This window comes from Paenibacillus etheri (genome assembly GCF_001012825.1).
GTDB classification, from domain to species: domain Bacteria; phylum Bacillota; class Bacilli; order Paenibacillales; family Paenibacillaceae; genus Paenibacillus_AQ; species Paenibacillus_AQ etheri.
Genome location: NZ_LCZJ02000016.1, coordinates 217,816 through 238,173 on the forward strand (window position 1 = coordinate 217,816; position 20,358 = coordinate 238,173).

The 20,358-nt window shown below is 43.3% G+C and carries 22 protein-coding genes and 1 riboswitch; of the genes, 15 read left to right on the top strand and 7 right to left on the bottom strand.

What is annotated here, in order from left to right:
- Window positions 1-6 precede the first annotated feature (6 nt).
- Genes UQ64_RS04680 through UQ64_RS04690 form a run of 3 tightly spaced genes read right to left on the bottom strand, consistent with a single transcriptional unit; the run spans window position 7 to window position 2,487 of the window.
- Window positions 7-1,041: an ABC transporter substrate-binding protein gene (locus tag UQ64_RS04680; RefSeq protein WP_060622339.1), complete on the bottom strand. Its 1,035-nt coding sequence runs from the start codon at window positions 1,039-1,041 to the stop codon at window positions 7-9.
- Entirely contained in the window at window positions 1,038-1,811 is a 774-nt protein-coding gene (locus UQ64_RS04685) for an ABC transporter permease (RefSeq protein WP_209445712.1), read from the bottom strand. The genes UQ64_RS04680 and UQ64_RS04685 overlap by 4 nt, the downstream gene beginning before the upstream one ends.
- On the bottom strand, window positions 1,792-2,487 hold the full coding sequence (locus UQ64_RS04690; protein ID WP_082650975.1) for an ABC transporter ATP-binding protein: 696 nt from the start codon (window positions 2,485-2,487) through the stop codon (window positions 1,792-1,794). The genes UQ64_RS04685 and UQ64_RS04690 overlap by 20 nt, the downstream gene beginning before the upstream one ends.
- Before the next feature lie 267 nt (window positions 2,488-2,754).
- Window positions 2,755-2,858, bottom strand: a riboswitch (TPP riboswitch).
- Window positions 2,859-3,081: 223 nt separating this feature from the next.
- On the opposite strand from UQ64_RS04690, the gene UQ64_RS04695 reads away from it, so the two are divergent.
- The 3 genes from UQ64_RS04695 to UQ64_RS04705 are packed head-to-tail and all read left to right on the top strand — an operon-like array spanning window position 3,082 to window position 5,402.
- Window positions 3,082-3,915 carry an amino acid ABC transporter substrate-binding protein gene (locus UQ64_RS04695; RefSeq protein WP_060622341.1) on the top strand — a complete coding sequence of 278 codons (834 nt, stop codon included), beginning with the start codon at window positions 3,082-3,084 and terminating at the stop codon, window positions 3,913-3,915.
- A gap of 52 nt (window positions 3,916-3,967) precedes the next feature.
- Complete coding sequence (locus UQ64_RS04700; protein ID WP_060622342.1) at window positions 3,968-4,636, top strand: amino acid ABC transporter permease; 669 nt, start codon at window positions 3,968-3,970, stop codon at window positions 4,634-4,636.
- Window positions 4,637-4,649: 13 nt separating this feature from the next.
- Entirely contained in the window at window positions 4,650-5,402 is a 753-nt protein-coding gene (locus tag UQ64_RS04705; RefSeq protein ID WP_060622343.1) for an amino acid ABC transporter ATP-binding protein, read from the top strand.
- A 93-nt stretch (window positions 5,403-5,495) separates the two neighbouring features.
- Here UQ64_RS04705 and UQ64_RS04710 read toward each other — a convergent pair whose 3' ends face one another.
- Window positions 5,496-6,158, bottom strand: a complete 663-nt coding sequence (locus UQ64_RS04710; RefSeq protein WP_060622344.1) for an S-layer homology domain-containing protein — start codon at window positions 6,156-6,158, stop codon at window positions 5,496-5,498.
- A gap of 321 nt (window positions 6,159-6,479) precedes the next feature.
- On the opposite strand from UQ64_RS04710, the gene UQ64_RS04715 reads away from it, so the two are divergent.
- Window positions 6,480-6,953, top strand: a complete 474-nt coding sequence (locus tag UQ64_RS04715) for a Fur family transcriptional regulator (RefSeq protein WP_060622345.1) — start codon at window positions 6,480-6,482, stop codon at window positions 6,951-6,953.
- Window positions 6,954-7,148: 195 nt separating this feature from the next.
- On the opposite strand, the gene UQ64_RS04720 is transcribed toward UQ64_RS04715, so the two are convergent.
- Window positions 7,149-7,829, bottom strand: coding sequence for a TIGR00266 family protein (locus UQ64_RS04720; RefSeq protein WP_060622346.1), 681 nt, complete (start codon window positions 7,827-7,829; stop codon window positions 7,149-7,151).
- Window positions 7,830-7,973: 144 nt separating this feature from the next.
- On the opposite strand from UQ64_RS04720, the gene UQ64_RS04725 reads away from it, so the two are divergent.
- Window positions 7,974-8,180, top strand: coding sequence for a hypothetical protein (locus UQ64_RS04725; RefSeq protein WP_060622347.1), 207 nt, complete (start codon window positions 7,974-7,976; stop codon window positions 8,178-8,180).
- Between the two features lie 61 nt (window positions 8,181-8,241).
- Window positions 8,242-8,973 carry a class I SAM-dependent methyltransferase gene (locus UQ64_RS04730; RefSeq protein WP_060622348.1) on the top strand — a complete coding sequence of 244 codons (732 nt, stop codon included), beginning with the start codon at window positions 8,242-8,244 and terminating at the stop codon, window positions 8,971-8,973.
- A 106-nt stretch (window positions 8,974-9,079) separates the two neighbouring features.
- On the opposite strand, the gene UQ64_RS04735 is transcribed toward UQ64_RS04730, so the two are convergent.
- The gene (locus UQ64_RS04735; RefSeq protein ID WP_060622349.1) at window positions 9,080-9,898 is read right to left on the bottom strand and encodes an AraC family transcriptional regulator; all 819 of its coding nucleotides are present in this window, start codon (window positions 9,896-9,898) and stop codon (window positions 9,080-9,082) included.
- A gap of 320 nt (window positions 9,899-10,218) precedes the next feature.
- Between UQ64_RS04735 and UQ64_RS04740 the strand changes: the two genes are divergently transcribed.
- From UQ64_RS04740 to UQ64_RS04760, 5 genes are all read left to right on the top strand, one after another.
- Complete coding sequence (locus tag UQ64_RS04740; protein WP_060622350.1) at window positions 10,219-10,992, top strand: sugar phosphate isomerase/epimerase family protein; 774 nt, start codon at window positions 10,219-10,221, stop codon at window positions 10,990-10,992.
- Window positions 10,985-12,082 carry a Gfo/Idh/MocA family protein gene (locus tag UQ64_RS04745; protein ID WP_060622351.1) on the top strand — a complete coding sequence of 366 codons (1,098 nt, stop codon included), beginning with the start codon at window positions 10,985-10,987 and terminating at the stop codon, window positions 12,080-12,082. The genes UQ64_RS04740 and UQ64_RS04745 overlap by 8 nt, the downstream gene beginning before the upstream one ends.
- Window positions 12,083-12,104: 22 nt before the next feature.
- Window positions 12,105-13,181 (top strand): Gfo/Idh/MocA family protein, encoded by a 1,077-nt coding sequence (locus tag UQ64_RS04750; RefSeq protein ID WP_060622352.1) that lies wholly within the window; start codon window positions 12,105-12,107, stop codon window positions 13,179-13,181.
- 26 nt (window positions 13,182-13,207) lie between these two features.
- Entirely contained in the window at window positions 13,208-14,176 is a 969-nt protein-coding gene (locus UQ64_RS04755) for a sugar phosphate isomerase/epimerase family protein (RefSeq protein ID WP_060622353.1), read from the top strand.
- Between the two features lie 97 nt (window positions 14,177-14,273).
- Window positions 14,274-14,531, top strand: a complete 258-nt coding sequence (locus UQ64_RS04760) for a DUF2164 domain-containing protein (RefSeq protein WP_060622354.1) — start codon at window positions 14,274-14,276, stop codon at window positions 14,529-14,531.
- A gap of 20 nt (window positions 14,532-14,551) precedes the next feature.
- Here the strand turns inward: UQ64_RS04760 and fabV are convergent, their stop codons facing one another.
- Window positions 14,552-15,742, bottom strand: a complete 1,191-nt coding sequence (gene fabV / locus UQ64_RS04765; RefSeq protein ID WP_060622355.1) for an enoyl-ACP reductase FabV — start codon at window positions 15,740-15,742, stop codon at window positions 14,552-14,554.
- A gap of 129 nt (window positions 15,743-15,871) precedes the next feature.
- On the opposite strand from fabV, the gene UQ64_RS04770 reads away from it, so the two are divergent.
- The 4 genes from UQ64_RS04770 (at window position 15,872) to abnB (ending at window position 20,299) form a co-directional block, all read left to right on the top strand.
- On the top strand, window positions 15,872-16,834 hold the full coding sequence (locus tag UQ64_RS04770; protein WP_060622356.1) for a phosphotransferase family protein: 963 nt from the start codon (window positions 15,872-15,874) through the stop codon (window positions 16,832-16,834).
- Between the two features lie 62 nt (window positions 16,835-16,896).
- Window positions 16,897-17,436, top strand: coding sequence for an HXXEE domain-containing protein (locus UQ64_RS04775; protein ID WP_060622357.1), 540 nt, complete (start codon window positions 16,897-16,899; stop codon window positions 17,434-17,436).
- Between the two features lie 139 nt (window positions 17,437-17,575).
- Window positions 17,576-18,643, top strand: coding sequence for an ABC transporter ATP-binding protein (locus UQ64_RS04780; RefSeq protein ID WP_042187548.1), 1,068 nt, complete (start codon window positions 17,576-17,578; stop codon window positions 18,641-18,643).
- Between the two features lie 189 nt (window positions 18,644-18,832).
- A complete protein-coding gene (gene abnB / locus UQ64_RS04785) occupies window positions 18,833-20,299 on the top strand; it encodes an arabinan endo-1,5-alpha-L-arabinosidase AbnB (RefSeq protein ID WP_082650976.1) in 1,467 nt (488 codons plus the stop codon).
- Window positions 20,300-20,358: the final 59 nt, after the last annotated feature.

The following is a 20,358-nucleotide window of genomic DNA, read 5'->3' on the forward strand; positions in this document are numbered from 1 at the left end:
TAATGTTTAAAGATTGATAAAAGCATCCTCAGCTTTGATGTCAGTAGACAGTAAATCATTGTCCGATAGCCACTGTCGTACCTTTTCCCAAGAGGCGGACTCTTGATAGCCAAAATCTTGGTCACCCGCATTCATTAGTGGTAGTAGAATCTCCAGACTCTTCTCTTCAATTTGCTTATCGAGTGGAGAGGTCGCATTTTCGTGTGCAAGCAGCAAATTTAATGCTTTTTCCGGATTCTCCTGCACATATTGCTGTCCTTTAATAATGGCGTTTAAAAACTTTTTGAAGTAGGACTCAGAATTTTGTACTCCCTGATCGCTGGCGACAAGTACTAGCTCGTAATAATCGGGTACACCGTAGTCCGTGGGATTGAACCCTTTAACGGGATGACCTTCTTTTTCCAGGATTAATTGTTCGTGGTTAATGAACCCTCCCATAATGGCATCCACTTGCCCCGTTGCAATCGCCGGAATAAGGTCAAAGCCTACGTCTATTAATTTGCTGGCCTTAGGGTCACCCCCATCGTTTTGGATCATCGTACGAATCATGGCTTCATAAAGAGGAATGGAAGAATACCCAATTTGTTTACCTGTAAGGTCTTTGGGACTATGAATGTCTCCAGCCTGAGGTACCATTAAATGATTAAGCGGATGTCTCACAATCGCAGCAATCGAACGTACTGGAATGTTCTCACTGCGTGCCATGAGCACCTGAGGTTGATAACTAAGCGCTAAATCGATTTGATTCGCTGCCACGAGTTTTAGAGTATCATTGCTGTCTGCGGGCATCTGGATTTCTACGTCCAGGCCTTCCTCTAGGAAATAACCATTTTGCTCAGCGGCATATAAAAAAGAGTGAACGGCATTGGGATACCAATCGAGCATAATCGTCAGCTTGTGCGTTTGTTTATTTTCAATATTAGAAGAACTAGCAGAAGGATCACTTACTGTGGATGCTTTACCGCAGCTGCTTAAGATTAGGACAGAACAGAAGAGACACAAGGGAATAAGCCATTTTCTTTGAAAGTTCAAACGATTCATCGTTTAGATCCTCTTTTCTTTAAAAATAGTGCTTCGAGCAGCGCTATCATCAGAAACAACACTACACCGAGGGCGGACAATAAAAATACTGCAGCGAACATTTCGGCACTTTGCATATTCCCAGCCATTCTTCGGCTAAAGTAACCGAGTCCTATGCTGCCGCCGAGCCATTCGCCGATGGTTGCTCCAATCACGCAGTACACCATAGATAGCTTTAGTCCTGAGAAAAAGGAGGGCAGTGCCAGCGGGATTTGGGTTTTAGCAAGCAGTTGCCAGCGATTTGCGCCAAATGTTAACAATAAGTCTTTGTACGCCTGACCACTTGTATGAAGTCCGTCATATGTACTCACAACGACTGGGAAAAAAGCAGTTAGAAACACAACAGCGACCTTGCTCCACAGTGTATATCCGAACCACATAATAAAAATGGGGGATAGCGCGATTAACGGGATCGTCTGACTGATAATAAGAAAAGGATAGATGGCCTTCTCAAGCGGACGAAACAAGAACATTCCGGTGCCCAACAGTGCACCACAGATAACCGAGAGAACAAAACCGACCAATATTTCCAGCAACGTAGCCAATAAATGCTGTCTGAGTAATTGTCTATGCTCAATCAATGCGATACCTATTGAAGAAGGTGCAGGGAGAATAAAGGCTGGAATCAAATGTAGACGAACAGCTGACTCCCAGATCACAAGAATGATCAGCACCACTAGAATGAATGGACCATAGCTATCTAAATGTTTTTTAAAAGGTATGGGCTGCATAAAGTCTTCGCTCCAACTCTTCCCGCAATGCTATAAACTGGGGTTCATAGTTCATTTTGTAATGTCTTGGCCTAGGTAAATCAACAATGATCTCCTGTAATTCGCTATGCACGCCTCCAGCCAATAAATAAATTCGATCGCTTAGCAATAGCGCTTCTTCCAGATCATGGGTGATGAGCATTACGGTTTGACTCAGTTCATCCCAAAGCTCTAACAGCCAACGGTGTATCTCTCGTTTGGTCATCGCGTCGAGCGCTCTAAATGGCTCATCTAGCAGCATAAGACCGCCTCCGCCGCCAGCCACAAGCGTTCGCAGAAATGCGACTCGCTGTTTCATGCCACCCGATAGCTCATGGGGATATGCCTTCTCTACATCGGCTAAACCGAAGCATGACAGCATTTCCCGAATATGAGAGATCGTCTGTTGTTTACTGAACCTTGGCTTGATTTCCCAGGGCAATAGACAGTTGTCGAGCACTGTTCTCCACGGCAGTAGCAAGTCCTGCTGCGGCATGTAAGCGATCTGACCTAAGCGTGTAGATGCTGATGGGCTCGAATGAATCATTATTTTCCCATGAGTGGGGTCGAGCAAGCCTGCTATAGTTTTGAAAAGTGTGCTTTTCCCGCATCCGCTAGCCCCAATGACAGAAACAAATTCCCCTTGCCTGATTTCCATGTTTAAGTTTGCGAATACAGGCGGCTGTATAGACTCTGGAAAAGAGTAGGTTAAGTCTTGAATGGATAGGATTGTCGTGATGATCGAACCTCCTAAAAAGTTTTGTGAGCATTGGCTCCTTGGAAAGCATCGTACAAAACTTGCTTCGGAAGCATAAACTTAAGTTTTGTGATTGAATGTAAACAAATAAAGACCCATTCATTTCCGGTGGGAAATAAATGGGTCAAAAAGTTCATTCTGCATAGGAACACTAAAAATGCATGGGATGAAAATTCTGCTCCACTTCCCTCCGCTGGTATGATCCAGATCAGGTTCCAAGGGTCCGGAGCTTGAAGCTCCGTCTCAGTCGGCCGACTCCCCTAGTGAAATAACAGGTCCATATTTAATTTGTTTATAAATATACCATAACTTTCTGAGATGTAAAGAGAGGATCTTGTGAAGGATTATTCTAAGAATGGGTAATATAAGGGTAGAGATTTACCTAATATTACAATTCCGATGTATATAATCGGAAAAAATCATTGACGGTAATCTGATGCCAGTGTAGTATACAATTTACCGGATAAATTCCGGGTAAAGAGAGGGGAATTAATAATGAGAAAAATAAGTTTAACTATTCTGTTGGCGTTAACCGTGGTGTTTGTAGCGGCTTGCGGCAATAATTCGAATACCGATACTTCTACGAACTCTTCAGCTGGAACTAATGACGGTACATCTGCAGCGAAAAACAGCCTGGAAGCTGTTAAAGCTAGCGGCAAATTGCGGATAGGAACGGAAGGGACCTATGCACCCTTTACTTATCATGACGCATCAGGTAAACTGACCGGCTTTGACGTGGAAATTGCTGAGGAAGTAGCGAAGCGTCTCGGTGTTGAGCCTGAATTTTTTGAGACACAGTGGGATGGTATCTTTGCGGGGATGGATGCCAAGCGGTTTGATGTTATTTTTAACGAAGTATCCATTAATGAAGATCGTAAAGTGAAATATGATTTCTCTGAACCGTATATCGTATCAAAAGCTGTATTGATTGTGAGTGAAGACAATAATGATATCAAAACTTTTGCGGATCTTAAGGGGAAAAAAGCCGGACAATCTCTAACCAGCAACCTCTCCGATATCGCCCGTGAGAACGGCGCTGAAATTGTAGCTACAGACGGCTTTAATCAAGCGATGGACCTACTGACCTCAGGCCGTATTGATGCGACTGTAAATGATGGTTTGTCTTATCTGGACCTGAAGAAGCAGAAGCCTGATGTGAAAATTAAAGTGGTAGATGAGATTCCTGACGGTTCACAAAGCGCCGCTGTGTTCCTGAAAGGCAACGACGAGTTGGTGAAAGCAGTCAGTGATGCAATTGTTGAAATGAAGAGCGATGGAACGTACTTAAAGATTTCTGAGAAATACTTTGGTGCTGACGTTTCAAAATAATTTAAGGTTTCGGAAGCTAACCTAGCTTGGAGCCAAAAAAGGATGTCTGAAAATGGATGACCGCAAAATACAAATTTTCTTGGATTCACTGCTACCCCTGGTAAAAGCCGGGGTGGCTTTTACCATTCCTTTGGCATTGATATCATTTGTACTGGGACTGATATTAGCGATATTGACTGCACTAGCTCGACTCTCCCCTTGGGTATTTCCGAAGCTAATCGCCCGCTTTTATGTATGGGTCATTCGTGGAACCCCTTTGTTGGTACAACTATTCATTATTTTCTATGGTTTGCCCGCAGTTGGAATTGTACTCGACCCATTCATAGCCGCGACCATTGGATTTACGCTTAGTGTAGGAGCTTATTCATCAGAAATTGTACGTGCTGCTATCCTGTCGATACATAAAGGTCAGTGGGAAGCGGCCTTCTCCGTTGGGATGACTCGTGCGCAAGCACTGCGCCGTGTTATACTGCCACAAGCTGCCCGTGTTTCTGTACCGCCGTTATCGAATTCCTTTATTAGCTTGGTCAAAGACACTTCACTGGCAGCGACCATTACCTATACGGAGATGTTCAGAACAGCACAGCAGGTTGCTTCCACCTCCTATGAGCCACTGCTGATCTATTGCGAAGCAGGATTGTTCTATTTACTATTCTGCTCTGTGTTGTCAGCACTTCAAAATTACTTGGAGAAACGACTGAGTCGTTACTCTGCGAGCTAAAGGAGAGACAATAATGATTGAAATCCTTAATTTGCATAAATCCTTCGGTGAGCTACAGGTATTAAAGGGCATTGATCTCAAAATGGAGCATGGCAAGGTGCTGGTTATTATTGGTCCATCGGGTTCAGGTAAAACTACACTCTTACGCTGCTTTAATCTGCTTGAAATCCCTGATCAAGGAAGCTTATCGCTCAGTGATATTAAAATTAATTTTACGGATAATAAGAAAATTCCACAAAATTCGGTTTTGGCGTTACGTCAAAAAACCGGGATGGTCTTTCAATCCTATAATCTTTTTCCCCATATGACTGCACTTGGCAACGTGATGGAGGGGCAGGTGACTGTTCAGAAACGATCTAAGGACGAAGCACGCGAACGTGCCCTTCAGTTGTTAGCTAAAGTAGGTTTGGCGGACAAAGCAGATGCTTATCCGCATCAACTGTCTGGTGGTCAGCAGCAACGGGTTGCTATCGCTCGTGCTATGGCAGTTGATCCAGAGGTGCTGTTGTTCGATGAGCCTACTTCGGCGCTTGATCCTGAGCTTGTGGGGGAAGTGCTTAAGGTTATTAAACAGCTAGCGAGAGAGGGAATGACGATGGTGATTGTGACACATGAGATGAAATTTGCTGCTGATGTGGCGGATCGGATCATTCTGATGGACGGAGGCCATATTCTAGAGCAAGGGACTCCACAAGAAGTTCTTGAGCATCCAAAGCATCCTCGTGCTCTGCAATTTCTGAACAGAATTAGTGGTGAAGAAGTATAGAGGATGATTAATAGGCAAAAAAGCAGTTCAGGACTAGTCCCGGACTGCTTTTTCGTGTTGATTATTCAAATTTAGAGGTATGTCGCTTCTAGGTTAGGATTTAATACCGGTCTTCAGGAATTCCAAAGCATTATAGAGCATAATCGCTGCTTCGGCGCGTGTGATTTCGCTTTTTGGATTAAACTTCCCGTTGGTGTCTAAACTATTGATCTTATATTTAAGCGAACGTTGAATACTGCCTTGATAAGAGGGGTTCAGTGCTGTATCGTCAGCGATATCTACTGGCACTATATTAATCATTGGCAGATTCCCAATACCTTCGACCCCTTGTACTAGATAATTGGTGAACTCTTCTTTAGTTATTGTTTTGGTTGGATCAATATCCTTAGGAAGCTCGACATGATTGTAGTACGCATTGATAAAGGCTTCAGCGTACCAAGCTTTATCTTTAACTTTCGTGAACAATCCGCTAGCAACGGGAGCTTTGTTGAAATCAATGGCCGCGAGACTAAGCTGGAGACCACCCGAAATAAACTGAATACCCTGTGCTGTTGTTACTTTGGAGCCAGGAAGGAATCGGGACTCACTAACCCCTTTGATTAAGCCTTGATTTTTTAAAGAAATAATTTTTTCTTTGCCGTTTATATTGTCAATATCCTTAAAGGTGTTTCCGGCTGCAAATATTTGGCCACCCAAAGAGAAGGAGAGAATGGTAACGGTTGTAATCACGGCTAACGTTCTTTTTTTCATAGTCATGGTTATTTCACCTCGTTGTTTGGATAGGCCTCGTGGCCGCTATCATTTCCTTTAACGCAGAAAAATATGGAAAGGTTGCGGTCTAAGCTACATTATTTCACGAAAAAGTAGATTTTGGTAGAAAAATAGGCAGGAATGGGTGAAAGAACTTTGGATAAGTGAGCTAAAATGTTATAATGATGTCAGGCTCTATTCATTCGTGGTTAATTTTGTTATGATTATATCGTAACGATTACTATTTAAGTTTAATGTTTTGATGCATAAATGGGTGCGTCTCAGTGGGTACGGATGTTAAATCATTCCGGGAAGGTAGGAGATCAAATGGATCAAATTTCAAATATCAGTCAGCTGTTTGCGGCGCAAAAATATAAATTAACGCCCCAGCGTGAAGCCATAGTGAACATATTGCTCGACAATGAGAAAGATCATCTTAGTGTAGAAGAAGTATATATGCTAGTTAAGCTCAGCTATCCGCATTTAGGGCTGGCAACGGTATACCGTACACTTGAGCTCTTATGCGAGCTTCACATTGTTGAAAAGATGAACTTCGGAGATGGAGTCGCTCGTTACGATCTGCGCGGGAATGATCATTCTCACATGCATCATCATTTGATATGCAGCGTGTGCGGTAGATTAGAGGAAATTAAGGATGACTGGCTGGTGGAGCTGGAGGAAAGAGTGGAACGTGAATATGGCTTTAACGTCACGGATCACCGCCTTGATTTCAAGGGCACTTATGGCACATGTAAACGAACAGGATGCAAAAAAGAAAAAGCAAACAAAGCGGTCTCTTAAGCCGCTAGCCAACTAAAAAAGAAGCTGTCTCAAAAGTAGTAAGTACTGCTTAGGGGCCAGCTTCTTTTTCGGAAAAGTGATTAGTGAGGTATTCCCTAATTTGACGCAAAGCAGCGCTTCTTAAAAAACGGGGAAGCGCTACGTTGCGTTTTAAACTGTTAAAGGAATTCTATTAATGGTATAGCCTGTGTCTTTTTAGCTCCGGGTGGGAACGAAGGATTTAATCCATGTTCCGAAGCTGCCAGGGTTACGGCTCTGAACGAGGATTACACCTTCTCCGCGGAATCGGCAGACGAGCGCTTCACCACTGGTTAAACTGTTTAACCAGCCTGAGGCTGCTTTTTCTACCTTGTAGTCCATATAATCTGGCCAAGCGACGAGATGCCCGTTGTCGATAACCATCTCTTCACCAGGTGCTAAATTAATGGCGTGGATCGCTCCGAAGGAGGACAGGAATACTGTTCCTCTGCCGCTGATTTCTACAATGAAGAAGCCTTCGCCAGAGAAGAGTCCACGTGTTAAATTTTGCATTTTGGTATTTACTTGAATGCCTTCCGTTCCGGCTAAGAATCCGTCCTTTTGAACTAACAGCTTATAGGATCCATCTAATTCGATAGCTTGGATATCACCTAATGAGCCGGGAGACAGTAGTACCTCACTTTGTCCACGGATAGCTCTGAGTTCCTGAAAGAAGAACTTTTCTCCGCTCAGCATTCTTCCCAGACCCCGCATAACTCCACCATCAGCGGTTCCTTTTAATTCTACGTTGGGAGACATTGCAACCATTGCGCCCATCTCAGCTTTAACGCTTTCGCCTGGGTCCAGATATACCTTCAGCATAGCAAAAGCACCTTCGTACAAAACATCGTATTTCATCACTAAAACCTCCGAATCTATTTAGATAAGTTAGAAAACTAGCAGTGATCTCATTGTAACGGAATTCTGGCTACGCTCATAGTCTGGATTATGTTAAAATATAGTTGTCTTATAATTCACCAATGAATAGGAGAGTGGTGCCACATGGCACGAACCAAGACACAAAAAGCCTTGTTAAAGGCAGAGCGTTCAGCAACCTGGTGCGCAGCTCAAAGTCGAAGAACCAATGGGGATTATGGCGTCATTTCACAGCATGTACGGTTAACGCCGAGCAAGAAGCAGCAACTGAATAAGAATAAACACAAGGAGCGGATCTTCCAAGATGATGCTCCTTTTCATTTGGCCATTTGAAAATAATGTGTCACTAAGAATATACTGATTGAAGACATAATGGATAGGAGATATGTAACTGATGAAACAAAATAAATATGACGTAACGAATTTCTTCTCGGCCTATAAACAAATGCCTCGTTCCATTGGTGGACTTGAAGCCGCAGGAGAATGGCATGTACTAAAGACACTCCTCCCAGATTTACATAATAAAAATGTTCTTGATTTAGGCTGTGGTTTTGGCTGGCATTGTCTATATGCACGAGAGCAGCAGGCAAGTTCAGTCATTGGTGTAGATATCTCTGAAAAAATGCTACAAGAAGCGCGTAAAAAAACAGACGACCCTGCTATTTCTTATATCCAGATGCCGATTGAGGACATTGAATTTGCGAGTGAACAATTTGATGTGGTCATTAGTTCACTGGCCTTTCATTATATCGAGTCCTTTGAAGCTATTTGCCGCAAGGTTCATACTTACCTAAAGCCAGGCGGCAGTTTTATATTTTCAGTGGAACATCCCATCTTTACTTCACGAAATGAACAGGACTGGCACGTGGATGACCAAGGAAATCGTCTACATTGGCCTGTAGATCATTATCAGTCTGAGGGATTGCGTGAGACTACATTCTTAACAGAGAATGTGATTAAATATCATCGCACAATCTCAACCTATTTCAATGACTTGATTGGAGCCGGGTTTGCTATCAAAGCAGTTAAGGAGCCTAAGCCTTCAGATGAAATGAGCAATGATCCGTGGATGAAGGACGAGGACCGCAGACCGATGTTCCTAATTATTTCAGCTGAACAACAATAACCTTACCAACATGAGTTTAGTATGAATATAGAAGCAAGGGCTATCCCTGAAGTAGTTTATCTACTAAAGGGACAGTCCTATTTTCATTTATGCGCCGTAAATCTGTTTATACTTGTGCTCTGCTGTGTACACGATACTGTCTAGGTGACATACCGAAACGACTTCGGAATACGCGGTGAAAATAAGTGTAATTCGCGAAACCGCAGGTTTCTGCTACTTGCTCCAGCGGCATAGGGCTGAAGGTTATTCGTTCTCTTGCCATCTCTAGCCGGACATCATTTACATATTTAATAATGCTGGTTCCGAAGGCTTCCTTAAATAAATGAACGGCACGGGAGACGGATATATCTACATGAGCTGCAACATCCTCCAACAAAAATGGTAAGGTTGCATGCTCCTCAACATATTGCTTCATTCGGTAGGCCAGATAACCTTTAGGCGTAATCGCTGGCTGATCTGTAATGAGTCTGTCGATTTCCATACATAGGATTTGCAGATAACAGGCGGATATCGCTGGTGAGAAATCGGATAGACGTCTGTGCTCAAGAATGAGCTGACGGAACAAACCAAGGAAATTCTCGCTTAATGGCACGCTTAAGAGTGAGGGTCTCTGAGCGCGTTCCCACCATTCAACAATCCATGTTCCTTCACAAAAAATATGATAATCTCCGCTTTCAATCCTCGGCTTACCTACGGGATACTCTTCCTTGTCAATGATTAAATAGTAAGGATCATTAGGAGCAAACAGCATGATATCGCCGCTCTCCACTGGAGTCATCACACCGTCGATCATTGCTCGGCTTCGGCCTTCGGTTTGCAGACGAATTAAATAGTTCTGATTTCCATGACTATGTGACATATGAAAAGGTTTGCGGTGAAAGGAAAATCCAGCTGATAATACGTGACAGGTAGTTGATTGAGTCATGGGTCCTCCTTGATGTCTAGAAATGATAATCAGATTGTTCATGTTTTAATCATATTATTCATTTTATTATATACGCTTTCATATTACTATGTACCTAAGCAATAAAGAAAGAAATCGACCATCCACGCTATACGGAGTCGATATTAGCTATGCAAACAAGAATGGCAGTTAAAGGAAACTAATGGGAATCAGATTAGTCAATTCTGCAACGGCATTATTGTTCAAGTGATTGCTGCTATTGATCTCTTTGGGGACGAGCAGCGGAAAGACGTTTATACAATCTAGTAAGCTAACCCTAAACCCATTGGAGTGATTAGAAAATGCTGAAGATAGGTCTGCAATTGTACACGCTTAGAGAAGAACTGGAACAGGATTTTGAAGGGACACTGCGTAAGGTAGCAGCCCTTGGATATAAAGGCGTAGAGTTTTTCCACTATTTCGGTCGTACCGCAGCAGAAGTTAAACAATTGCTAGATGAGCTTGGACTGGTCGCGCTCGGCGCACATCGTCCTTATGACGTTTTGTTGAATGATACAGAAGCAGAGATCGCTTACAATCTTGAGATTGGAAATCCAAATTTGATTGTTCCTTATCTGTCAGAAGAACAACGTAACTATGAAGAGGTTGCTGCGAATCTGAAGGTTATTGGGGAAAAGTGCAAAGCGGGCGGAGCAATTCTTCTGTACCACAATCATGATTTCGAGTTAACAGAAAAATATGGTGATAGTGACCGTACTGCTTTTGATGGATTGTTTGAAGAGGTGCCGGCTGACCTATTGCAAGTGGAAATGGATACTTGTTGGGTACATCATGCAGGCTATGATCCGGTTGAATATATCAACAAATACGCAGGTCGACTGCCGATCATCCATCTGAAGGATTTGAAGAAAAACGAAGACGGCTCTCCGGAAACTGTTGTACTAGGTGAAGGTGAAGTGAACCTTACTGCAATTTTAAATGCAGCTGTACAGGCGAATGTGGAGTGGGCGGTAGTAGAGCAGGATTTCTGCAGTCGTTCACCATTAGAAAGTGTAGAAGATAGTTTGAAATGGGTAAAAGCATACGCAAATCAAGGAGGAAAAGTTAATGTCTAATAAGTTGAGAATTGCTATTGTAGGTTGCGGTGGTATCGCAAATGGAAAACATATGCCAAGTTTGTCACGTCAGAAGGATGCTGAAATGGTAGCTTTCTGCGATATCGTTGAAGAACGTGCACAAAAAGCAGCCAAGACTTATGGCGCCCAAGGCGCTGCAGTTTATACGGATTACACCGAGCTTTTGAAAGCTGGCGGATTTGATATTGTTCATGTTTGCACACCGAATGACAGTCACTCCGTGATTACTGTTGCTGCTTTGGAGGCTGGTAATCATGTAATGTGTGAAAAGCCTATGGCTAAGACCACAGCGCAAGCTCAGGAAATGCTTGATGCTGCCAAACGTACAGGTAAGAAGCTGTCTGTCGGATACCAGAACCGTTATCGTTCGGATAGTGAATATCTGAAAGCGCTCTGCGAAAACGGTGAGCTTGGTGATATCTATTATGCAAAAGCAATTGCGCTGCGCCGTCGTGCGGTTCCTACTTGGGGTGTATTCCTGGATGAAGAGAAGCAAGGTGGCGGTCCACTGATCGATATTGGTACGCACGCGCTTGATCTCACTTTATGGATGATGGATAATTACAAGCCACGCAGTGTTATGGGCTCGTCTTTCCATAAGCTGAGTAACCGAAAGAACGCTGGAAACGCTTTTGGTCCTTGGGATCCAGAGCAATTTAAAGTAGAAGATTCTGCTTTTGGATTTATTACTATGGAAAATGGTGCTACAATCGTATTGGAGTCCAGTTGGGCGCTTAATGTATCAGAGTATAGAGAAGCTCAAACGCTTCTGGCAGGTACAGAGGGTGGTGCAGATATGAAGGATGGACTACGTCTAAACGGTGATCGTGGTGGACGTCTGTATGAGACCAAAGTAGACTTGTCTGCTGGCGGTGTAGCTTTCTATGATGGAGGTCAAGAGAGTGAATCCGATCGTGAAGCTCGCCTATGGCTTGAAGCGGTTAGAGAAGACAAGGACCCTGTAGTTAAACCTGAACAGGCCCTCGTTGTTACTCAAATCTTGGAAGCTATTTATGAATCTTCACGTACAGGTCGCGCTGTGTATTTTGACGGCACATCAGATAATTAATTGAGAAACAGGAGTGGAAGTCATGAACTCAAACAAACATTCCGTAGTCATTGTTGGTTTTGGAGGAATGGGGAAATATCACGCAGAATTGATTAAAATGAATAATTCCTTAGAAGTAGTAGGAACGTATGACGTGCTTGAAGCACGTCGTACGGACTCCATCAAAGTGGGGTACAAGGTATATGAAAGTTATGAAGAAGTATTAGCAGATCCTGCGGTTGAGATTGTTCTTATTGCTACACCAAATGATGTGCACAAAGAAATTGCTATAAGTGCGCTCCAAGCTGGCAAACATGTTATTTGTGAGAAGCCGGTAGCTATGTCGAAGGAAGAACTTCTAGAAATGCTGGCCGCTGCGGATGCAGCAGGACGTGTGTTCATGGTTCACCAGAATAGACGTTGGGATGAAGACTTCTTAACGATCAAAAAAATGTATGATCAGGAGACTATCGGTTCTTTGTTCCAGATCGAATCCCGCGTGCACGGGGCGAATGGTATTCCTGGGGACTGGCGCCATGTCAAGGCACAAGGTGGAGGAATGCTGTTGGATTGGGGCGTTCATTTATTGGATCAGCTCTTATTTATGATCGACAGCAAAGTCACCAGCGTGAGCAGCAGTTTGAGCTTTATTCTAGGCAATGATGTAGATGATGGCTTTGAAGCGACTCTGCAATTTGAGAATGGAATTAAAGCTATCGTTGAGGTTGGCACAACCAACTTCATCACGCTGCCTAGATGGTATGTGAAGGGTATTGAAGGAACGGGTATTATCGAGGATTGGTCTTTAACCGGTCGTTTAGTAACTAGAAACCATGAAGGTGAAAAGATCGAGCCTAAGCCTATACGTGCAGGTGTTGGATTAACTAAAACTATGGCGCCTCCTTCGGAAGGGGCTACCATTACAGAAGCTTTACCTCAACCAGCGGAACTAGGCTCTAGCTTCTATGACAATTTCGCAGCCGTTATTGAGGGAACAGCCGAACCAATCGTTAAGAATGCTGAAGTAATGCGTGTTCAGAATTTGATAGAGGCTATTTTTGAATCTGCTGAGAAGAACCAAGTACTGAAAGACTTCGATATGTATGGTGAAGGTAAGTAAACTATTTGCAAAAGAGGTGACTTACAATGAAACTTGGAGTATTTATGGTCTTGTTTGGTGGTCGCAAGCTGGAGGATGCTCTAGATTATGTAGCGTCCAAAGGTCTAAAGGCGGTAGAGATTGGTACAGGAGGCAATCCTGGTAACAGTCATTGTGATCCTAAGATGCTTCTCGAGAATGAGACAGCATTGAAAGAATTCAAACATGCCGTGGAGTCCCGTGGATTGACGATCAGTGCACTGAGTTGTCACGGAAATCCGCTACACCCACAAAAAGAGCTTGCACAAAAGGATCATGAGGACTTTGTGAACTCGGTCAAATTGGCGCAAAAGCTAGGTGTTTCAGTCGTTAATACGTTCTCAGGATGTCCAGGTGATCATGAGGGTGCCAAGTATCCTAACTGGCCGGTAGCTCCATGGCCAAATGATTATCAAGAAATTCTGGATTGGCAATGGGAGAATAAAGTGATTCCTTACTGGACTGAATGGGGAGCCTTTGCCGCAAAGCATGATGTGAAGGTGGGTCTTGAACTGCACGGTGGATTCTCCGTCCACACACCAGGTACGCTGTTGCGACTCAGAGAAGCTGCGGGTGAAGTGATCGGCGCTAACCTAGATCCGAGTCATATGTGGTGGCAAGGGATTGATCCGGTGCAAGCGATTCATATTTTGGGGCGCCAAGGCGCAATCCATCACTTCCACGCTAAAGATACAGTCATTGATCCAGTCAATGTCAATATGCATGGCATAACAGATATGCAATCCTATACCAAAATGCTTGACCGTGCATGGCAGTTCCGTTCGGTTGGCTTTGGACATGATCTTAAGACTTGGGCTGACATTATGAGCGCTCTTCGTTTGGTAGGATATGATTATGTAGTCAGTATTGAGCATGAAGATGGATTGATGTCTGTGGAAGAAGGCTTCTCCAAAGCTGTAAGTAATCTTCAACAAGTATTGATTGAGGAGCCACTAGCAGAAATGTGGTGGGTTTAGATTAAGGGTATAGACATAAGAAATGACGTGCGCAAGCACGTCATTTTTCCTGTATTAATGTTCTAAATTGTAAACTATACAGATTGGAGGACGATCCATGCAGCCGATAAAAATACAGAGAGAACACAAACTACAGATTACATCCAGCATTCAGGATTATTTTGATACGGAGTTATCTAGCGAAATCGGTCAATTAGCAAGTGAGAATCTTCTGGATTTTATGCTCAAAGAACTCACGCCTTATATTTACAACCAGGCTCTGGCAGACGCGCGCAAGGTGATTGAGCAAAAGATGAATTCCGTAGAAGAAGAACTGTATGCACTTGAGCAACCTTTAACGACTGGTAGAAGATAGTCCGCAACATAATGTGTTGATTACCGCTGATTGGTAATCGTTACGTCTGGATTAGTCTCTGCTTCATAATCTACACCCTCAGTATCGAAACCGAATAACTGGAAGAACTCCTGTTTGTAGCTTTCAAGATCTGTCAATTCATAGATGTTGTCTGTAGTAAGTTCATCCCAGATTTGAGTCACTTGATTCTGTACAGCCGGGGACATCTCCCAGTCATCGATTCGGATCCGACCTTCTTCATCTACAGGAGTTCCTTCGAGTGCGTAGAGACGCTCTGCGAACAAACGATAGGTTTGCTCAATACAACCTTCATGAAGCCCTTTCTCTTTCATGACTTTGTATAGTGCAGAAGTGTAGAGGGGGACGACAGGAATCGCTGAGCTAGACTGTGTGACGAGACCTTTCGTAACCGCTACATATGCCCGACCGTCTATACTAGATAGTTCTTCGTTTAGCATATGTGCTGTGGATTCGAGATGATCTTTTGCACGACCAATCGTTCCCTTGCGATATACGGATTGGGTGATTTCTGGCCCGATATAAGAGAAAGCGATTGTGGTGGCATGATCGGCCAAAGCTCCAGCTTGATGGAGTGCTTCAATCCAAAGCTGCCAATCGTCACCACCCATCACTCGAATGGTATTATCGATTTCTTTGTCCGTAGCGGGTTCAATAGAAATTTGGCTGACTTCACCCGTATGAAAGTTTACGGTTTTATTCGTGTAGGTATCTGCTATAGGTTTAATTACGGAGTTATAAACTTCACCCGTCACAGGATCTGTTCGGCGAGCAGAAGCAACACTATAGATGACTAGATCAACTTGTCCCAATTCACTGCGAATCAGTTGTATGGTTCTATCCTTAGTTTCCTTGGAGAAGGCATCACCGGTTACGCTGTAGGATTGAAGCCCCGTTTTCGCTGCAAGTTCCTCAAAGGCTGCTGAATTGTACCATCCAGCAGAGGCTGTACGGGCTCCATTGCTGCTGCTCTGGCGGTAGACGCCTACTGTGCTGGCTCCAGCCCCAAAAGCGGCTGTAATCCGTGAGGCGAGGCCATATCCTGTAGAGGCGCCAATGACAAGCACCTTGCGTGGTCCTTTGATCTCGGGTTGTGTCTGGATATATTCGATTTGCCGCTCTACTTGACGAGCACAACCTTGCGGATGAGCGGTAGTACAGATAAAGCCGCGTGTTCTAGGTTTAATAATCATGGTAATGGTTTCCTCTCTTTCATGAAAAGCAGGCTAATGACACTCGTTAGTTCTAATTTTAACAATTTTCATTCAAATGGAGAAGGATTGTTTATCGTTTGATACTTATTTCATTATGGTGGTGAGATCTTGGAGAGCTTTACTAAAACAAAATTAACAACAGAGAAACAAAGTGATTTGGTTGGTGCTACTTTTGGAAGTCATGTGAGCATTAATCGAAGTACCGAACTGACAGGTGGCTATTTTAACGCAGCATATGACCTTTTATTATCAGATGGAAGAGCCATGATTCTTAAGATAGCGCCAACAGATGAAACAGACACTCTTAGTTACGAGCACGATATTATGGCTGCCGAGGTTGCGGCGATGCGACTGATGAAGTCAAAAGGGACAGTACCTGTGCCCGAGGTATATGCTTATGATTACAGTAAAAAAATGATTTCGAGTGAGTTTTTTTTCATGGAGAAAATTATCGGCCGACCTTATAATGAAATTAAGGAAGAGCTTAGTCCACAGCAGAGAAGCGAGATTGAGGAAGAATTAGGCCGTTATAGCCGGATCATTAATGAGATTCAAGGTGAGCACTTCGGATTATTAAGTACATCCACACAAGTAAAAGGGACTTCATGGAGAGAAACTTTTAAGCATTTGATAATGGACCTGCTTGAAGATGCACGTCGTTTAAAGGTAGAGATGCCCATTCCCTTAGAAACCGTTGAGGCAGAGATCATAAGTCGCTTATATGTTATGGATGTTGTCACTGAGCCTCGTCTAGTACACTGGGATTTATGGGATGGTAATGTGTTTGTGCGAGAGGGCCGCATTGTTGCATTGATTGATTGGGAACGGGCACTTTGGGGAGATCCACTTATGGAATATTATTTTCGCTATATTGAGAATTCAGAGCATTACTGTAGAGGTTACGGGAATAGCTTCGACAGCCCGAATGAATGTGCCCGTAAGAAACTCTACGACTTATATATCGACTTAATTTACTTCATCGAGTGTTATTCGCGTAAGTACGATAGCCAAGGCCACCTTAAGTGGGCTCATGATAATCTGCTTGAGGGCTGGAAGCGGTTCATGGATTAACACATTTTTGACACAATTACAACATAGAAGATAGGGAGGAGGGCAGGAGAAGGGAGACGCTTATGTTCGAATGGCTGAGTATACATATTAATGAGGTAAGTTTACTGTGGCTGTTACCGATACTATTTATGTTTCACGATTTTGAAGAGATTATAGTTATCGAAGCGTGGAGTGCCAAATATGGAATGAGAGTCGAAGCGGCTTTACCGCCATTTATACGCAAAATGTATAGCTCGATGATGCACATGACTACACGTAACTTTGCTTTGGATGTGTTATTCGTGTATATTTTGATAGTGGCAGTAACCTGCATTGCAGCATTCTTTTCAAATTATTTATTGTATTTGGCAGTACTTGCAGTGTTCTTCTTCCATGTATTCACTCATCTGGGACAGACTATTTATCTGAAAATGTATACACCTGGCGTTGTTACAGCAGTACTAGTAGTTCTTCCTTATTCTCTTTATGCGTATTATCGACTGTTGGATGACGACGTGGTATCTGTCACAGATATCGGGTGGTCTTTAGTGGTTGTACTTCTTTTACTTCCACCTGCAGTGTGGATGCTAGTGAAAAATAGAACGCGCAATAAACAGAACTAGTACTAAAGTGTGAGGTTAGCCGTATTTTTTTCAGAAAAATCTTGACTAGAGCCCTTAAAACTAGATAAAATAATACTTATTGCTTACAACATGCTGAGAATCATTATCATAATTGACGAGGAAATGAGAGGGTGACAAGATGGAGCGCCTTTTAGAGGTAAAAGACTTAGCGATATCATTCAAAACACATGGCGGAGAAGTACAAGCGATCCGTGGTGTTAGCTTCCATGTAGATAAAGGTGAAACTCTAGCGATTGTTGGGGAGTCAGGTTCCGGTAAAAGTGTAACCTCACAAGCGGTTATGAAGCTGGTTCCTACACCACCAGGAGAGTATAAACGCGGACAGATTCTTTTTGATGGACAAGATTTGATTGGCAAGACTGAGAAGCAGATGCAGAAAATCCGCGGTAAAGAGATCGGTATGATTTTTCAGGATCCGATGACCTCACTGAATCCGATGATGAAGGTCGGCAGACAAATTACTGAAGTACTGCTCAAACATGAGAACATCTCTAAGGCTGATGCGAACAAACGTGGGATTGAGCTGCTCAATCTAGTAGGTATTCCTTCTCCAGAACGTCGCTTCAATCAATATCCACATGAATTCAGTGGTGGTATGCGTCAACGTGTTGTTATTGCAATGGCACTTGCTGCGAACCCTAAACTTCTGATTGCGGATGAGCCGACTACAGCGCTCGACGTAACCATTCAGGCACAAATTCTTGATTTGATGAAGGAATTGCAGAAGAAGATTGATACGGCTATTATTTTTATTACCCATGATCTCGGAGTTGTAGCAAGAATGGCAGATCGTGTAGCTGTAATGTATGCCGGACAAATTGTTGAAATGGGAACAGCGGAAGAGATCTTCTACGATCCAAGACACCCATACACTTGGGGCTTGCTAGCTTCCATGCCAAGTTTGGAGAGTAAAGGTTCTTTGCTTACAGCAATTCCTGGTACGCCTCCAGATTTGATCAAGCCGCCTAAGGGCGATGCTTTCGCACTACGTAGCACTTACGCTATGCAAATCGATATGGAGAAAGAGCCACCAATGTATAAGGTTTCGGATACCCATATGGTGAAATCTTGGCTAATGCATCCGATGGCTCCTAAGGTGGAACCGCCGGCAGTTGTTAAGAATAGACAACGTGTGCTTAAGAACGCTTATCCAGAGCCTGTTTTGGTGCAAGAAGGCGCTAATTAAGCAGATTATTTTACGTAAAATATAAAAGGAAACGTCAGGCCATTTCGATGGCTTGGCGTTTTTTTTATGTGTATGAATGTTTACTATCATTTAAATAAATGTGAATTAATACGGACTTAATTAAATAAAAGGATTGACTATTGTTCGTTTTCGTTTCAAAATGAAAAGGCATACATAGGGGGTATAACGATGAGAAAAGCAATGATGACTACAATGATCAGCGTTTCATTATTAGCAGTAACCGCGTGCAATGACAACTCAACTAGTTCTAGCAACTCAAATAACGTAGTTGATTCTGCGAAGCCTGTCTTCAAAAATGTATCTGTGCATGATCCGTCAATCATTATAGCAGATAACAAATACTATGTGTTCGGTTCTCATTTAGCATCTGCTAAATCAAATGATTTGATGTCTTGGACTCAGCTGTCCTCTGGAGTGGTAGAAGGAAACGTACTCATTCCTAATGTCAAAGAGGAGTTTGCTGAAGCATTAAAATGGGCACAGACGGATACCTTATGGGCACCCGATGTTATCCAATTGACGGATGGCAACTACTATATGTATTACAATGCTTGTAAAGGGGATTCCCCGTTGTCTGCACTCGGCATAGCTGTGTCGGACAATATTGAGGGACCTTATAAGAATAAGGGCGTCATTTTGAAGTCAGGTATGACGGGTATGGGTGATGATGGAGAAATGTATGATGCCACTCAAAAGCCGAATGTAGTAGATCCGGATGTGTTCTTTGATAAAGAAGGGAAGCTGTGGATGGTCTATGGCTCTTACTCCGGTGGTATTTTTATTATGGAACTAGATGCTAATAGAGGCTTCCCACTACCAGATCAAGGTTATGGAAAAAAGCTCCTCGGTGCGAATCATGCTCGGATAGAAGCTCCATATATGCTGTACAGTCCGGAAACGGATTACTACTATCTGTTCCTTTCATACGGGGGGTTGGCTGCAGACGGTGGCTATAACATCCGTGTGGCTCGTTCAAAGGCACCAGATGGACCTTTCGAAGATTCTGAGGACCAGGATATGATTAATGCACAAGGATCACCTACGGTATTGTTTGATGATCCAGCATATGCTCCTTACGGAGTGAAGCTTATGGGGAATTTCGAATTTCTGAATACGGATGACGAGCTGCCAGTGAGTGGAGAAGGATATGTATCACCAGGTCATAACTCGGCGTTTAATGATGAAGAGAATGGCAAGTATTATCTGATCTTCCATACACGGTTCCCGAATCGTGGAGAAAAGCATGAGGTAAGAGTTCATCAGATGTTTATGAACAGTGAGGGTTGGCCGGTTGTAGCCCCACACCGCTATGGCGGAGAGACCACTGAGAAATACACGAAAGAGCAAATTTCAGGTGAATACAAATATGTGAACCATAACAAAGACATTACGGCTGATATCGTGCAGTCAGAGCTGATTGAATTAACTAAGAGCGGTAAGATCAAAGGAGCGGTAAAGGGGAAATGGAAGCTAATCGATGATCATACTGCTGAGCTTACCATTGACGGTTCTACTTATAATGGAGTGTTCCTAAAAGAGTGGAATGAAGCAACAGCTAGTAACGTTATGACGTTTACTGCGGTTTCCAAGGAGGGAATCTCTATCTGGGGGAGCCATGTATCTGCGATGGAATAATAGATTCTTTTAAACAAATAGCTAGTAGAGACGGGGTTCCGATTAGTCCTGAGAATGAC